Source organism: Mesorhizobium sp. M0140, from assembly GCF_040322475.1.
Lineage (GTDB): Bacteria > Pseudomonadota > Alphaproteobacteria > Rhizobiales > Rhizobiaceae > Mesorhizobium.
Window position 1 is genome coordinate 1 of record NZ_JAMYTM010000012.1, and the last position, 14,204, is coordinate 14,204.

The 14,204-nt window shown below is 65.5% G+C and carries 13 protein-coding genes and 1 pseudogene; 7 read left to right on the forward strand and 7 right to left on the reverse strand.

Annotated features, from left to right (window positions below):
* Positions 1 to 303: pseudogene (locus tag NKJ37_RS14290) on the forward strand (aspartate aminotransferase family protein); the annotation flags it as partial.
* Positions 304 to 311: 8 nt separating this feature from the next.
* Complete coding sequence (locus NKJ37_RS14295; RefSeq protein ID WP_023809054.1) at positions 312 to 1,415, forward strand: alcohol dehydrogenase family protein; 1,104 nt, start codon at positions 312 to 314, stop codon at positions 1,413 to 1,415.
* A 12-nt stretch (positions 1,416 to 1,427) separates the two neighbouring features.
* Here NKJ37_RS14295 and ocd read toward each other — a convergent pair whose 3' ends face one another.
* From ocd to NKJ37_RS14330, 7 genes are read right to left on the reverse strand one after another with little or no spacing between them, the layout of a single operon-like run.
* Positions 1,428 to 2,474, reverse strand: a complete 1,047-nt coding sequence (gene ocd, locus NKJ37_RS14300; RefSeq protein ID WP_352774144.1) for an ornithine cyclodeaminase — start codon at positions 2,472 to 2,474, stop codon at positions 1,428 to 1,430.
* Between the two features lie 29 nt (positions 2,475 to 2,503).
* Positions 2,504 to 3,133 (reverse strand): FMN-binding negative transcriptional regulator, encoded by a 630-nt coding sequence (locus tag NKJ37_RS14305; RefSeq protein WP_352774146.1) that lies wholly within the window; start codon positions 3,131 to 3,133, stop codon positions 2,504 to 2,506.
* Between the two features lie 4 nt (positions 3,134 to 3,137).
* Positions 3,138 to 4,019 (reverse strand): branched-chain amino acid ABC transporter permease, encoded by an 882-nt coding sequence (locus NKJ37_RS14310; RefSeq protein ID WP_027035600.1) that lies wholly within the window; start codon positions 4,017 to 4,019, stop codon positions 3,138 to 3,140.
* A gap of 5 nt (positions 4,020 to 4,024) precedes the next feature.
* The gene (locus tag NKJ37_RS14315; RefSeq protein WP_023809058.1) at positions 4,025 to 4,729 is read right to left on the reverse strand and encodes an ABC transporter ATP-binding protein; all 705 of its coding nucleotides are present in this window, start codon (positions 4,727 to 4,729) and stop codon (positions 4,025 to 4,027) included.
* 4 nt (positions 4,730 to 4,733) lie between these two features.
* Positions 4,734 to 5,900, reverse strand: a complete 1,167-nt coding sequence (locus NKJ37_RS14320; protein WP_023809059.1) for an ABC transporter substrate-binding protein — start codon at positions 5,898 to 5,900, stop codon at positions 4,734 to 4,736.
* Positions 5,901 to 5,944: 44 nt separating this feature from the next.
* Complete coding sequence (locus tag NKJ37_RS14325; protein WP_245486042.1) at positions 5,945 to 7,786, reverse strand: branched-chain amino acid ABC transporter ATP-binding protein/permease; 1,842 nt, start codon at positions 7,784 to 7,786, stop codon at positions 5,945 to 5,947.
* A gap of 14 nt (positions 7,787 to 7,800) precedes the next feature.
* Entirely contained in the window at positions 7,801 to 8,967 is a 1,167-nt protein-coding gene (locus NKJ37_RS14330) for an NAD(P)/FAD-dependent oxidoreductase (RefSeq protein WP_023809061.1), read from the reverse strand.
* 145 nt (positions 8,968 to 9,112) lie between these two features.
* Between NKJ37_RS14330 and NKJ37_RS14335 the strand changes: the two genes are divergently transcribed.
* Genes NKJ37_RS14335 through NKJ37_RS14355 form a run of 5 tightly spaced genes read left to right on the forward strand, consistent with a single transcriptional unit; the run spans position 9,113 to position 14,094 of the window.
* A complete protein-coding gene (locus NKJ37_RS14335) occupies positions 9,113 to 10,051 on the forward strand; it encodes a MurR/RpiR family transcriptional regulator (RefSeq protein ID WP_023809062.1) in 939 nt (312 codons plus the stop codon).
* Entirely contained in the window at positions 10,048 to 10,695 is a 648-nt protein-coding gene (locus NKJ37_RS14340; RefSeq protein ID WP_023809063.1) for a cysteine hydrolase family protein, read from the forward strand. The genes NKJ37_RS14335 and NKJ37_RS14340 overlap by 4 nt, the downstream gene beginning before the upstream one ends.
* Positions 10,692 to 12,014, forward strand: a complete 1,323-nt coding sequence (locus NKJ37_RS14345) for a type I glutamate--ammonia ligase (RefSeq protein ID WP_352440721.1) — start codon at positions 10,692 to 10,694, stop codon at positions 12,012 to 12,014. The genes NKJ37_RS14340 and NKJ37_RS14345 overlap by 4 nt, the downstream gene beginning before the upstream one ends.
* Positions 12,014 to 12,781, forward strand: a complete 768-nt coding sequence (locus tag NKJ37_RS14350) for an N-formylglutamate amidohydrolase (protein ID WP_352440722.1) — start codon at positions 12,014 to 12,016, stop codon at positions 12,779 to 12,781. Before NKJ37_RS14345 ends, NKJ37_RS14350 begins: the two co-directional genes overlap by 1 nt.
* The gene (locus tag NKJ37_RS14355) at positions 12,778 to 14,094 is read left to right on the forward strand and encodes an aspartate aminotransferase family protein (protein WP_352440723.1); all 1,317 of its coding nucleotides are present in this window, start codon (positions 12,778 to 12,780) and stop codon (positions 14,092 to 14,094) included. Before NKJ37_RS14350 ends, NKJ37_RS14355 begins: the two co-directional genes overlap by 4 nt.
* The last annotated feature ends 110 nt before the right edge of the window (positions 14,095 to 14,204 follow it).

Sequence of the window (14,204 nt, forward strand, 5' to 3'; positions counted from 1 at the left end):
TTCCGCGCCGAACTGGCCAAGGCGGTCGGCGGCCACAGGAATGTCGGCGACGTCCGCGGCGACGGCATGCTGGCGGCGGTGGAGTTCGTCTCCGACAAGGACGACCGGGTGTTCTTCGACGCTTCGCTCAAGATCGGGCCGCAGGTGGCGACGGCGCTTGCCGCAAGCGGCGTCATCGGCCGCGCCATGCCGCAGGGCGACATTCTGGGCTTTGCGCCGCCGCTCTGCCTGACCCGCGAGGAAGCCGACATCGTCGTGTCGAAGACAGCCGATGCGGTGAAAAACGTGTTTGCCGATCTCTGAGAGTGACTATGAATGCCATGACCAGGACCCTCCCCGCCACCATGGCCGCCGTGCTGCTTACCGGGCACGGCGGACCGGAAAAACTCGTCTACCGCAGCGACGTGAAAGTGCCCTCGCCCGCTCCCGGTGAAGTGCTGGTCAAGGTCAGCGCTTGCGGGATGAACAACACCGATGTCTGGGTGCGCCAGGGCGCCTATGGCACGGAGGAGGACGCTGCCGCCGTGTCGACATGGCGCCGCCAGGGCAACACGCTTGTTTTCCCGCGCATCCAGGGCACGGACACCGTCGGTATCGTCGCCGCTGTCGGCGAAGGCGTGTCGCCGGACCGTATCGGCGAACGGGTGATGGTCGATTTCTCGATCTACAATCGCGACGACGATTCGCTCGCCGACATCGACTATATGGGCCACGGCCGCGACGGTGGTTACGCCGAATATCAGGCCGTGCCGGCCGAGAACGCTCATGTCATCGACACCGACATGAGCGATATCGAACTCGCCACCTTCTGCTGCGCCTACCTGACCGGTGAACAGATGCTGGAGCGCGCCGCGCTCAAGGCCGGCGAGCGCGTGCTGGTCACCGGCGCCTCGGGCGGCGTCGGCTCCGGCATCGTGCAATTGGCACGGGCGCGCGGCGCCATCCCCTATGCCGTCGTCGGCAAGGGCAAGGAGCAGGCGGTGCGCGACATCGGCGCAGAGGCTGTCATCACCCGTGGCGTTGCCGACCTGCCGCATGCCGTGAACGAGGCGACCGGAGGCCAGCCGATCGACGTTGTCGCCGACCTCGTTGGCGGTGCCATCTTCAATGACCTCCTGCGTATTCTCAGGCCCGAGGGCCGCTACACCACGGCTGGCGCAATCGCCGGCCCGGTCGTGCAGCTCGATCTCAGGACCATGTACCTGAAGCAATTGCAGTTGCATGGCTCGAGCCAAGGCACGCGCGCGGATTTCCGCCGCATCGTCGGGCACATCGAGGCGAAAAAGATCCGGCCGCTGGTCGGCGGCGTCTACAAGCTCTCCGATTTCCACCATGCGCAAGCGGATTTCATCGCCAAGGATTTCGTCGGCAAGCTGGTGGTGGTGCCGGATGCCATGTGGGGTTCGGCTATCTGAACGACCGATGTCTCAACCCTGCTGGGCCGCCCGCAGCAGCATGCCGAACAGGTCGCGCGGCTCGTCGGGGTCGGCCAGCATGTCGAGTTCCTGATAGAGGCCGGTCGAGCGCAGTTGATCCCTGACGTAACGCAGTGCCGAAAAATCCTCGATGGCGAAACCGACCGAATCAAACAGCGTGATCTGCCCGGGATCGCGCCGGCCTTGCACGGCGCCTGACATCACCTGCCACAGCTCGGTCACCTTGTGATCTGGTGCAAGCTGCTGGATCTCGCCCTCGATGCGGGTCTGCGGCGGATATTCGACGAAGATGTCGGAGCGCAGCAGGATATCGCGGTGCAGTTCGGTCTTGCCGGGACAGTCGCCACCGACGGCGTTGATGTGCACGCCGGAGCCGACCATGTTGTCGGTGAGGATGGTGGCGTACTGCTTGTCGGCGGTGACGGTGGTGATGATGTCGGCCCCTTCTACCGCCTCTTGCGCGGTGCCGCAGGCGACCATGTCGAAGCCGAGGCCGGCCAGATTGCGGATGCATTTTTCGGTGGCCTTGCGATCGATGTCGTAAAGCCTCAGCCTGTCGACGCCGAGCAGCGCCTTGAAGGCCACCGCCTGGAATTCGGCCTGGGCGCCGTTGCCGATCAGCGCCATGCAGCTGGAGCCGGTCGGCGCCAGGTATTTGGCGGCCAGAGCCGACATCGCCGCCGTGCGCAGCGCGGTCAGGATGGTCATTTCGGATAGCAGGACAGGGTAGCCATTGTGGACATCGGCGAGCATGCCGAAAGCCGTCACCGTCTGGCGACCCTCGCGCATGTTCTTGGGATGGCCGTTGACATATTTGAAGCCGTAGACCTCGCCGTCGCTGGTCGGCATCAATTCTATGACGCCTTCGGCGCTGTGCGAGGCGACGCGCGGCGTCTTGTCGAACAGTTCCCAGCGGCGGAAATCGTCCTCGATGTAGCCTGAGAGTTCGACGAGGAAGCGCTCGACGCCGATCTTCAGCACCAGCTTCATCATGTGGTCGACGCTGACGAAGGGGACGATGTTGAGATTGGGAATCATTTTTTCTTGTCCTTGCCGCATGCAGCCGGTCAGTCCTGGCGATGCGCGTTGTGCGTCTTCATCATCGTTGCCAGCGCAGGGTCATTTTGCTCCAGCGCCCTGATGGCTCCGCCTGTGTCGTAGAGGCGCTCATCCTGACCCATCTTGAACTTGGCCTCGAGCCGATCGATCGGCAGGTCAAACCCTATGATACCAGGTATGCGCCGCTCCATGCCGCCAGGGCCGAGCTCGCGCATGCGCCAGCGATCCTCGCGATCTTTCTCCAGCACGTCGACAAGCTGCAAGAGATGCCGGGCGGTGGCATGATCGTCGAGCGGAACCGGATGCCCATGGCAATGCACGACGGCAAAATTCCAGGTCGGCGCGCTGTCGCGCACCGGGTTGCGCGGATACCAGGACGGCGAGATGTAGCCATGTGGGCCGTGGAAGATAGCGACCGTCTCCCTGCCTTCGCTGATCAAGGTGCTGTGCGGATTGGCCCTGGCGAGATGCGAGACCAGCGTTCCGTTTTCACCACGCGCGCGATCGAGCACGAAGGGAAGATGCGAGACGACAAGGCCCTGCGGTCCCGCTGTCACCACCGTCGCGAAGGCCGCAGCCTCGATCAGGCCGAACACCTCGTCCGACGACAGCGGCGCAAATTCAGGCTTGGTATACATCAGGTCAGCTTCGCTGAGCGCGAACCGCCGGGATCAGGCCTTGCGGGCGAACCAGCAGTACCGCGATGACCCCCGACAGCACGATGGCATCGCGGTAGGGCGCGATCGCTCCCGGAAGCGTCGCCTGCAACAAAACCTCGATGATGCCGAGCAGAAAACCGCCGGCGACAGCACCGGGCAAGCTGCCGAGCCCGCCGACGACGGCGGCGATGAAGGCCTTCAGCACCGGCGTAAAGCCCATCAGCGGATCGACTGAGGCACGCTGCGCCACCCACAGCATGGCCGCCAGCCCGGCAAGCAGGCCGGAGAGCAGGAAGGCGGTGGCGATGATGCGGCTGGCCGGAATGCCCATCAGGCGCACGACGTCGAAATCTTCCGCCGCGGCGCGCATCGCCGTGCCGGTCACCGAGCGGCGAAGGAAGACTTCCAGCGCAATCAGCGCCAGTGCGGAGACGACGATGGAGATGCTGGGACCGACGCCGATGGTGAAATCGCCGAAGGAGAAGGCGCCGGTCATCCAACCGGGCATGGCGACAGCTTGCGGCCGCGCCGAAATGCCGTTCTGGAATACGACCTTCAACAGGCTGGAGACGGCAAAGCTGGTCAACAGCAGGCTGGTGACGCTGGCGCCGCGCATCGGCCTGAAGGCGATACGCTCCATGGCGACAGCGGCGAGCGCGCCGCAGGAGACGGCGACAAGCACGGCTACCGGGAAGGGAAAGCCGAGCACCAGCGAGGCCAGAAGCGCGTAGCCCGACAGCGTCATCAGCTCGCCATGGGCGAAGTTGATGAGGCCGACGATGGAAAAGACGATCGCCAGCCCGAGCGCCAGCAGCGCATAGACGCCGCCGAGGCTCACCGCATTGATGATCTGCTGCGCGATCATGCTTCTCAAGCTCCCAAATAGGCCTGGCGGACGAGGTCCGAGGAGGCGAGTTCTTTTGCCGTGCCGGCCAGCACCACTTCGCCATTGGCGAGCACGACGGCGCGGTCGGCGATTTCGAGCGCCAGCGCCACATTCTGTTCGACCAGAAGGATGGTCAGGCCCTTGCGGCGCAGTTCGGCGATCAGGTCGAAGACGGTGTCGATCAGTTGCGGGGCAAGGCCGAGCGAGGGCTCGTCGAGCAGGATCATGCGCGGCTTGCCCATCAGCGCGCGGGCGATGGCCAGCATCTGCTGTTCGCCGCCCGACAGATTGCCGCCCTTGACGCGATGGTAGCGGCGCAGGATCGGGAACAACTCCAGCATCTCCTCCTCGCGCAGCCTTGCCTCGGCCGCCGGCTGATGCACCGCGCCGCCGAGACGCAGATTGTCGGCCACCGTCAGGCTGGCGAAGATACGGCGGCCTTCGGGAACCAGCGCGACGCCCTTGCGGGCTATCGCCTCCGGCGCCAGGCCGGTGATGTCGACACCGTCGAAGACCACCTTGCCGGATGCCGCCGGCACCAGCCCGGCGACGGCGCCGAGCGTCGAGCTCTTGCCGGCGCCGTTGGCGCCGACCAGCGCGATGATCTCGCCGCTGCCGACGGTGAGGTCGACGCGGCGTACCGCCTCGACCTCGCCGTACCGGATTTTCAGGGCTTCGACGCTCAGCATGACATCACGGCGCGGGAACGTCGGCAGCGTCGGGGATCAGTGTCTGGACATGCTTGCCCTCGCCGCCCTCGTAGCGCATCAGCGCCACTGGCCGCAACGGCATGCGATCGGTGCCGGCATAGGTGATCTTGCCGGTGATGCCTTCGAAATCCTTGAGGCCGGCGATGGCGTCGCGGATCGCCTTCGGGTCGTCGGAGCCGGCCGTCTTGACCGCCTGGTCGAGGATCAGGCCGATCTCGTAGCCATTGACCTCATAGGTCGATTCCGGTGCGTGGCCGGCATATTTGGTGAAGGCGGCGTTGAAGGCCTCTAGCTTGCTGCCCGGCTCGGCATAGCCGGCCGCGGTGTAGACGACGCCGTCGACCAGCTTGCCGAGCGCCTTGATGGTCGGGGTGCCGATGGCATCGGCGCCATAGACCGGGATGGTGACGCCGGCGCCGCGCAATTGCTGGATGAAGGCCGGGAAATCCGGCTCGTAGGCCGCCGTCATGATCAGGTCGGGCTTGTCGGCCAGGCCCTTGATGTTGGTGATCTCGGCGGAAAAGTCGGGCTGGCCCATGCTGAAGGTGCCGCGGCCGACAATGGCGCCGCCCTTCTTCTCGAACACTTTGCCGAAATATTCCGGCAGATTGGCGGTGTAGGTGGAGTCCGGCGAGGTCAGCAGGAACACCTTCTTCTTGCCTTCGGAGACGGCAAAGTCGGCGACCGCCGTCGCCTGCACATTGTCGGCCGGATAGGTGCCGAACATGACGTCGCCGACCGCGCCGGTCAGCACCGGGGCGGAGCCGCACAGCGTCAGGGTCGGAATGCCGAGCGGCTGGGTGAGCTGGCCGGCGGAAATCGAGGGATCGGCATCGCACGGCGTGATCATGATCTTGGCGCCGGCGTCGATCAGCTCCTGGGCGACGGTGGCGGTCTGCGCGGTATCGGAGCGCGTGTCCTTGATCAAAAGCTTGACGGTGTATTTGCCGCCGAGCCCGCCCTTGGCGTTGAGTTCGTCGAGCGACATGCGCAGGCCGGCAAGTGCCGGCTGGTCGTAAGGGGCAAGGCCGCCGGTCTGCGCGGTCGCGGCACCGATGATGATCTCCTCGGCGCTGGCCGTCGAAATGGCGGCGATGCCGAACACGGCAGCGCACAGGGCGGCGCGATGGAGGCGATAGAGGCTTGGCATGTCGGTTCTCCTTCTGGATTTTTATGATTGGTTGTCGTTGCAGGTCATGCGGTCTGGTTTTCAGCTGTTGCGGTCTTGGCACGCGCCGTGCGGCTGCCGAGATAGGCGGCGATCACGGCGGGGTTCTTCTGGACGTCGCCGGGCGTGCCGTCAGCGATGACGCGGCCATGATCGATGACGACGATGCGCTCGCACAAATTCATCACCAGCCGCATGTCGTGTTCGATCAGCACGACGCCGATGCGGCGCTCCGCGCGAACCGTCGATAGAATCGAGACCAGTTCGGCGGTCTCGACGGCGTTCATGCCGGCGGCCGGCTCGTCGAGCAGCAGGAAGCGTGGCCTCAACACCAGGGCGCGTGCCACTTCGAGCCGGCGGCGCTGGCCATAGGCAAGCCTGGCGGCCGGCTGATCGGCAAATCTCTCCAGCCCCATGCGCGCAAGCTCGCTCATCGCCGCCGCCTCGGCATGGCCGAGATCAGGTTCCACCTGGCGTGCTGCGACAACGACATTTTCGAGCACCGTCATGTGCGGAAAAACGCGGATGTTCTGGAAGGTGCGGGCAACGCCGGAGCGGGCGAAGCGAAAGGCCGAAGCCTGCCGCACCGCGCCGCCGACAGACACCGTGCCGGTGCTTGGCTGGACATCACCGGCCAGCATGTTGAGCAGCGTGGTCTTGCCGGCGCCATTGGGACCGATAATGCCGGTGATGCTGTCTGTCCCGAAGCTCAAACTGACGTCATCGACGGCAACGACGCCGGCATAGCGGCGCGACAGATGGTCGGCGGTGAGCCGGTCACTCTCGACATGCTGCGGAGGTGCCGCCGAAGCCGTCACGGCCTGGCGTCCCGGCCGGCGCAAAAGGTTGAGCTCACGCTCGCCGAACAGACCGGTCGGGCGTCGCCAGATGACCAGGATCATGGCGATGGCCAGCACGCCCTGGGTCAAGCCGAACAGGACAGGCAGATGCAGGCCGAGCACCTCGCCGCCGCCCTCGAAGCGGCGCACCACTTCGACCAAAACGATGGTGACGATGACGCCGGCGAAAGCGCCGAGCGACGAGGTCATGCCGCCGACGATCAGCATGGCGAGCATGGTGAAGCCGAGGTCGAAATAGAAATCGCGCGGCGAAAACGCGCCAAGGAATTGCGCCATCATGGCGCCGGCGGCCATGGCGGCGACGACGCCCGCCACCCAGGCGGCCAGACGCGCCGTGCGCTGGTCGACGCCGACGGCGGCCGCACCACGCTCGTCATTGGCGGCGGCGCGGGTGGCAAGGCCGAAGGAGGTTTCGCGAAACAACCTCGCCGCCACCAGCGCCACCGAAGCGACAGCGGCAGCCGTCCACAGCCCGACCTCGCGCGGCACGCCGTAAAATGGCTGGCTGCCGCGGGTGATTTCGCGTCCGGCGACCAGCAGCGTGTAGACGATGATCAGCATGGCAAGCGTTGCGATCGAAGCGCTCGATCCGGAAAGCCTGAGCAGCGGCGTGCCGGTCAACAGGCCGACGATGACCGCGAGAGCAAGGACGACGGCCAGCGCCGCGACAAAGGAGAGTTGATGGCCTGCGAGGAATTGCGGCAGGTCGCGCAGCGCCGTTCGCTGCAATGCGGTCGGCATGGTGAGGATGCCCGTAGCGTAGGCGCCGAGGCCGACAAAGGCGGCCTGGCCGAACGAGACGATGCCGCTGTTGCCGGAGAATATCTGCAGGCCAAGCACCGCCGTCAGCATGATCGCTGCATAGGTGACCACACGTTGCATGGCGGCGCTGCCGAAGACAAAGGCGGCAAGCGCCACCAGCAGCAGCACCGCGACCATGCACAGGGCATCGGCGGTGGCGTTGCGAAACGCGGCCGGCATGAGGCCGCGTGAGTTGCTCTCGCTCATCGTCGGCGACGCCATCACGCGGCCCTGAAGCGATCGGGCGAAAACGGCGCCAGGATCGGCTGTGCTCCCTCGGTGACCAGCCTGGCCACGGCCTCGCCGACGGCTGGACCGGTCTTAAAGCCGTGGCCGGAGGATCCGGCAGAAACGACCAGCCCTTCGACCCCAGGCATGGCGCCGATGACAGGCAGATCGTCGGGGCTCATGTCGTAGAGCCCGGCATAGCCGGGGCGGATGCCAAGTTCGGCCATGGCCGGCAAGCGGGTGGCGAAGGTCTCCAGGATCTCGACCGATTCAGCTTCCTCGACACCTTCCATGTAGTTGTCGGGATTTTCGACAAGGCGCGGACGGCCTGCATGCTCATGGCGCAGGCCGGTGCCGCCGCCGGCCCAGGTGCCGGCCAGGATGACGCCGTCATTGTCGGGCCGTGCATAGTTGCAGGAAATGTCGTCGCACCAGGCGAACGGCATGACCTGCCTTGCCTTGCCGGCAGCGTCCAGCACGGCCATCGGATGGCGCTCGACATGCAGCGGCAGATCGAGGCCCACTGTCGCCAGCAGCCGGCGCGTCCATGGCCCGGCGGCCAGGACGACGGTACCGGCTTCCAGCACCGTTCCATCGGTCAAGGTGACGCCGGTGATGCGGTCGCCCTGCCGCTGGAGGCTCTCGACCAACGTGTTCTGCATGATCCCAGCACCGTTGGCGCGGGCGGCACGGGCGATGGCGTTGGTGGCGCCGAAGGCATCGGCGTAGCCATATTCCGGCTCCCACAGCGCCATTGCGACATTGTCCAGGACAAAGCCGGGTGCCGCGTCGGCAAAGGCCTGCGGCGACAATGTCTCGATGCGCGCGCCCTCGCCGCGGATGCGTTCGGCTGCCGCCGTCCAACTCACCTTGTTGTCGTTGCCGCAGACCCACATCATGCCGATTTCGGTGACAAAGGATCCTTCGCCCGCGATTTCCGGCAGCGACACCAGGATCTCTCGGCCACGGATGGACAGCTGCGACAGTTCCGGCATCAGGTAGAAGGCGTGCAGCAGCGCCGACGATTTGCCCGACGGGCCGCCGGCGGGGTGGGTCTGCTCGACCAACGTGACCTTCACACCGGCCTTGGCCAGATGATAGGCGGCGCTCGATCCGACAATACCGGCACCGACGACGATGACGTCGCTTCCGTTTCGCATGGCTGTTCCCCACAGTCTCTTGGCTGCTTTCCGACAAGGTAGGGCCAGCGATCACACAATGTCAACATCTCTTCATTGTTGACCAAGATTTAAATCTCTGTAATAAACTCGACAAAACAAGAGAACATGGATTTCGGGGAGGCCCATGGCGATACGCGATGTTCTGATGCGCGGGGATCTTGCGCTGACGCCGTCGGAAGAGAAGATCGTCCGGCTGCTGTTGACGGACTATCCGACCTCCGGCCTCGGCACCGCTTCGTCGCTTGCGCGGCGCGCTGGCGTCAGCGATCCGACCGTGGTGAGGCTGGTCGTAAAACTCGGCTATGAAGGGTTTCCGGATTTCCAGGCGAAGCTTCTGGCCGAAGTCGAGGCAAGACTGCACTCGCCGCTGCTGATGATGGAGGCCAAGCGGCAGAGCGGTTCCAACGACAGCGCCGTGCTGGCCTATCTCGATAGCGTCACCACGGCCTTGCAGAAAGCCACCGCCGCGACACCCATCCAGACATACGAACGGGCGGCCCGCCTGCTGATGGAGGTCAAGGGCGAGGTCGTGCTGGTTGGCGGCCGGTTCAGCCGCCACATCGCCGGCATGCTGGCCGGCTATCTCGTGCAGTTTCGCTCCGGGGTTCGCGATCTTGGTGTGCTCTCCCCGCAGACCTTCGACACGCTCGCCGACCTCGACCGCCGCGACGTGCTCGTCGTGTTCGACTATCGCCGCTATCAGCTTGATGTGATGGCCTATGCGAGCCAAGCGGCGGCGCTCAATGTGCGCATCGTCCTGTTCACCGACCAATGGCTGTCGCCGATATCAGATCTCGCCGAAGTCACCATCGTCAGCCCGCTCGAAGTCGCCTCGCCCTACGACACGCTGGCGCCGGCGATCGCCCAGATGGAGGCGCTGGTCGCCCATATCGTTTCGACGCTGGGCGACGAGGCCCGCGCCCGCATCGAGCGGCTCGAAAGGGTGCGACATGCCAATGCCGTGACGCTCGACAGCGACCCGCAAGAGAACGGCGCGCGCAAGATACCCGGACCCCGCAAGACGCCGGGACCCAAATCAGCAAAGCAGGACGACAAAGCATGACCCAGGCCCTACCCAAACGAGACGAAGCCTTCCGTGCCGGCGAAACGGCACTGCTGCTCGTCGACATGCAGCGCATCTGGCTGGAGCCGGGCGCCGATCCGTCGCATCCGGAGCGTGGCCCCGATCACTATTTCTACCGGCAGACATCCTCGCGGACGATCCCCAACCAGGAGCGCCTGCTGGCCGCGGCGCGGGCCAATGGCGTCGAGGTGCTGCACACCATCATCCAGAGCCTGACCGAAGACGGCCGCGACCGCTCGCTCGACCACAAGCTGACGCCGATCCATATTGCACCCAGCCTCCCCGAGGGACTGCCGGTGGCATCGCTGGCGCCGGTTGGCGACGAGATCATGCTGCCGAAGACGTCGTCGGGCATCTTCAATTCGACCAATGTCGACTATCTCCTCAAGAACCTCGGCATCCGCTATCTCGTCGTGGTCGGCGTGCTGACCGATCAATGCGTCGACATGGCGGTGCGCGACGGCGCCGACCGCGGCTATCTCGTCACCTGCGTATCGGATGCTTGCGCCACCATCACCCAGGAACGCCACGACATCGCGCTCAAGGCCTTCGGCGGCTACTGCTGGGTGGCCGACACCGACACGGTCGTCGACCGCTTCAACGCTTTGGGAAAACCGGCATGACATCGACCGTCGAGCCTCTGGTTGCCGTCGTCACCACGGATCTCTCCGCCGTCACGCGGGGCCGTTTCGTTGCCGAAAGCAAGTTGCAGAAGACCGCCACGACCGGGGTCGGCTGGCTGCAGGCCAATCTGTCGCTGACGCCGTTCAACTCGATCGTCGATCCCAACCCCTGGGGCTCGTCGGGCGACCTGCGGCTGATCCCCGATCTCAAGGCGCGCTTTCGCACGACACGCACCGGATCGGCGACGCCGTTCGACATGGTCGCCGGCGACATCGTCGAGCTCGACGGCAGCCCATGGCTCGGCTGCACCCGCACGATGCTCAAAGAGGCGTCGGCCGATTTGAAAGCCGCGACCGGCCTGTCGGTCATCGCCGCCTTCGAGCATGAATTCAACGTCGCCGACGGCGGCTTCGCGCCGGCGCATTCGATGTCTTTCGCCGCGCTCAGGCGAACCGACCCCTTCGCGCCCAACCTGATGGCGGCGCTGGAGGAGGCCGGCGTCGCACCCGAAGTGGTCATCGCCGAATTCGGCGACGAGCAGTTCGAGGTGACGCACGAGCCGGCGGACGCGCTGACGGCAGCCGACCGCGCCGTCGCCATCCGCGAAATCACGCGCGAACTGGCGCGCAATGCCGGCTGGCGTGCGAGCTTCGCGCCCAAAACCGCGCCAACTGCCGTCGGCAACGGCGTCCACATCCATTTCAGCTTCGTCGACGAGGCCGGCAAGCCGGTGACATACGATCCGGCACTGGCGGGCGGCCTTTCCGCCAAAGCCGGCGCCTTCTGTGCCGGCGTGCTGCGCCATCTGCCTGGAATGACCGCGATGACGGCGTCGAGCGTGTCGTCCTTCTACCGGCTGAAGCCGCACAGCTGGAGTTCGTCCTATACCTGGCTCGCCGACCGCGACCGCGAGGCGTCGCTGCGCATCTGCCCGACAGTGACGATGGGGGGGCGCGATCCGGCGCGGCAGTACAATATCGAGTACCGGGCGGCGGACGCCACCGGCAATCCCTATCTGTCGCTGGCGGCGATTATCCGCGCCGGGCTGGAAGGGCTGAAGGCGGGCCTGCCGTCGCCACCTTTGGTCACCGGCGACCCGACGCTGATGAGCGAGGCGGAGCGCGCAAGTCTCGGTCTAGTGCGCCTGCCCGAAACCCTGCCCGCGGCACTGGACGCGTTGCTGGCCGACGGCACCGTGACGGGATGGTTCGCGCCTGTCTTCATCGACACTTTCGTCGGCCTCAAACGACATGAAGCCGAGCGTCTTGCCGGTCTCGATCCGGCCTCCATCTGCGATCTCTACCGGACGCTCTATTGATGACCGCACGGACCGAAAAAGATTGGCCGGAGGCCGTCGAGGTCCTCAACGAGCACGGCCGTTCCGATATCGTGCTGTTGTGCGAGCATGCCTCCAACCACATGCCGGCCGAGTATCGACAGCTCGGCCTCGATGCCAATCATCTGCAGCGCCACATCGCCTGGGATATCGGCGCCGCCGAGGTGACCCGCCTGCTGTCCGCGAAGCTCGATTCACCAGCTTTCCTCAGCGGCTACTCCCGGCTGCTGATCGACCTCAACCGGCCGCTCAATACCCAGGGCAGCATTCCGGTGCTGTCGGAAGATACCGGCATTCCCGGCAATGTCGGCATCGACGCGACGGAGCGGACCCGGCGTGCCGAGATCATCTTTTCGCCGTTTCATGACCGGGTGACCGCGCATCTCGACTGCCGGGCACAGGCAGGCCGGCGGACGCGGATCGTGACGATCCATTCCTTCACGCCGGTCTTCCTCGGTGTCAGCAGACCCTGGCATGCCGGCGTGCTGCACGACCAAGCAAGAGATCTCGCCGAAGCGATCCTTTCGGGCCTGCGCACCGACGCCGGGCTCAATGTCGCGGCCAACGTGCCCTATGTGATCAGCCGTGACGCCGACTACGCCGTGCCCATCCATGGCGATGATCGCGGCATCGCCGCCGTCCTCATCGAGATCCGGCAGGACCTTTTGTCGACACGGCGCGGCATCGAGGAATGGGCGGACCGGCTGGCGGCGGCACTGCCGGCACAGAAGGCGGAGAAAGTGTCGTGAGCAATCTCAGCTTGCGCGAACGTGACGCCGCGACCATCGCCCAGATCGGCAAGCTGCGTTTCTCGCCGCTCAGCGTCATCGGCGGCCGGGGCAACCGGCTGATCGAGGAAGACGGCCGCTCCTTGCTCGACCTGTCGGGATCGGCCGGTCCGGCGGTGCTCGGCTACGGCCATCCGGCCATCGTCGAAGCGGTCGAGACGTCGATCCGCGACATGGCCGGCGCCAGCCTGCTGCTCTACCCGAACGAGCCCGCCGTATCGCTGGCGGAGCGGCTGCTGGCGATTACGCCCGGAGAAGGCGAACGGCGCGTCTGGTTCGGCCATTCCGGGTCGGATGCCAACGACTGCGCGGTGCGCGTGCTGCAGGCGGCCACCGGCCGTTCGCGCTTCATCTCGTTCATCGGCTCCTATCACGGAAATCTCTCCGGCTCGATGGGCATCAGCGGCCATACCGCCATGACCCACACGCTACCCCGGCCGGGCGTGCTTCTGCTGCCTTATCCCGATCCGTTCCGACCGAATTTCAGCAGCGACGACGTGCTTGCGCTGCTCGACTACCAGTTCGAGACCACCTGCCCGCCGCATCAGGTCGCGGCGGTGTTCATCGAGCCGTTGATGTCGGATGGCGGGCTGATCGTGCCGCCGCCTGGCTTTCTCAAGGCATTGCAGGAGCGTTGCCGCAGGCACGGCATCAAGATTGTCGTCGACGAGGTCAAGGTCGGGCTCGCTCGCAGCGGCATGATGCACTGCTTCCAGCATGAAGGACTGACGCCGGACCTCGTCGTCTTCGGCAAAGGCATCGGCGGTGGCTTGCCGTTGTCGGCCGTGATCGGCCCTAAGGAGATCATGGACCATGCGCCGGCCTTCGCGCTGCAGACAACCGCCGGCAATCCGGTGGCGACATCGGCCGGCAACGCGGTGCTGAAGACGATCGAGACGGACGGCCTGGTCGAGCGCTCGGCGCGGATCGGCATGCTGTTTTCCGACGCGCTGCGAGCCCTTGCCGCCAGGCATGAGATCATCGGTGATGTGCGCGGGCGCGGCCTTGCCATCGGCGTCGAACTGGTCAAGGGCCGCACGACACGTGAGCCGGTTGCGGCGGCGACCACGGCCAAGATCATCTATCGCGGCTATGAGCTGGGTGCAGCCTTCACCTATGTCGGGTTGAAGGCCAATGTGCTGGAGTTCATGCCACCGCTGACGCTGACGGAAGACGAAGTGGCGGAGGGCGTGGCGATCGTCGACCAGGCGATCGCCGACGTCAACGCCGGCGAGGTCTCGGACGCGGACGTCGCCTCCTTCATGATGTGGTGAACAGAAAGGCGCGGCCACGGCTGCGGCAGAAATTGCCTAGAGCAGTTCACCGTTTCACGGAAACGGCGACCCGCTCTAACTCCTTGTTTTTACGCAATCCGGACGGAAAA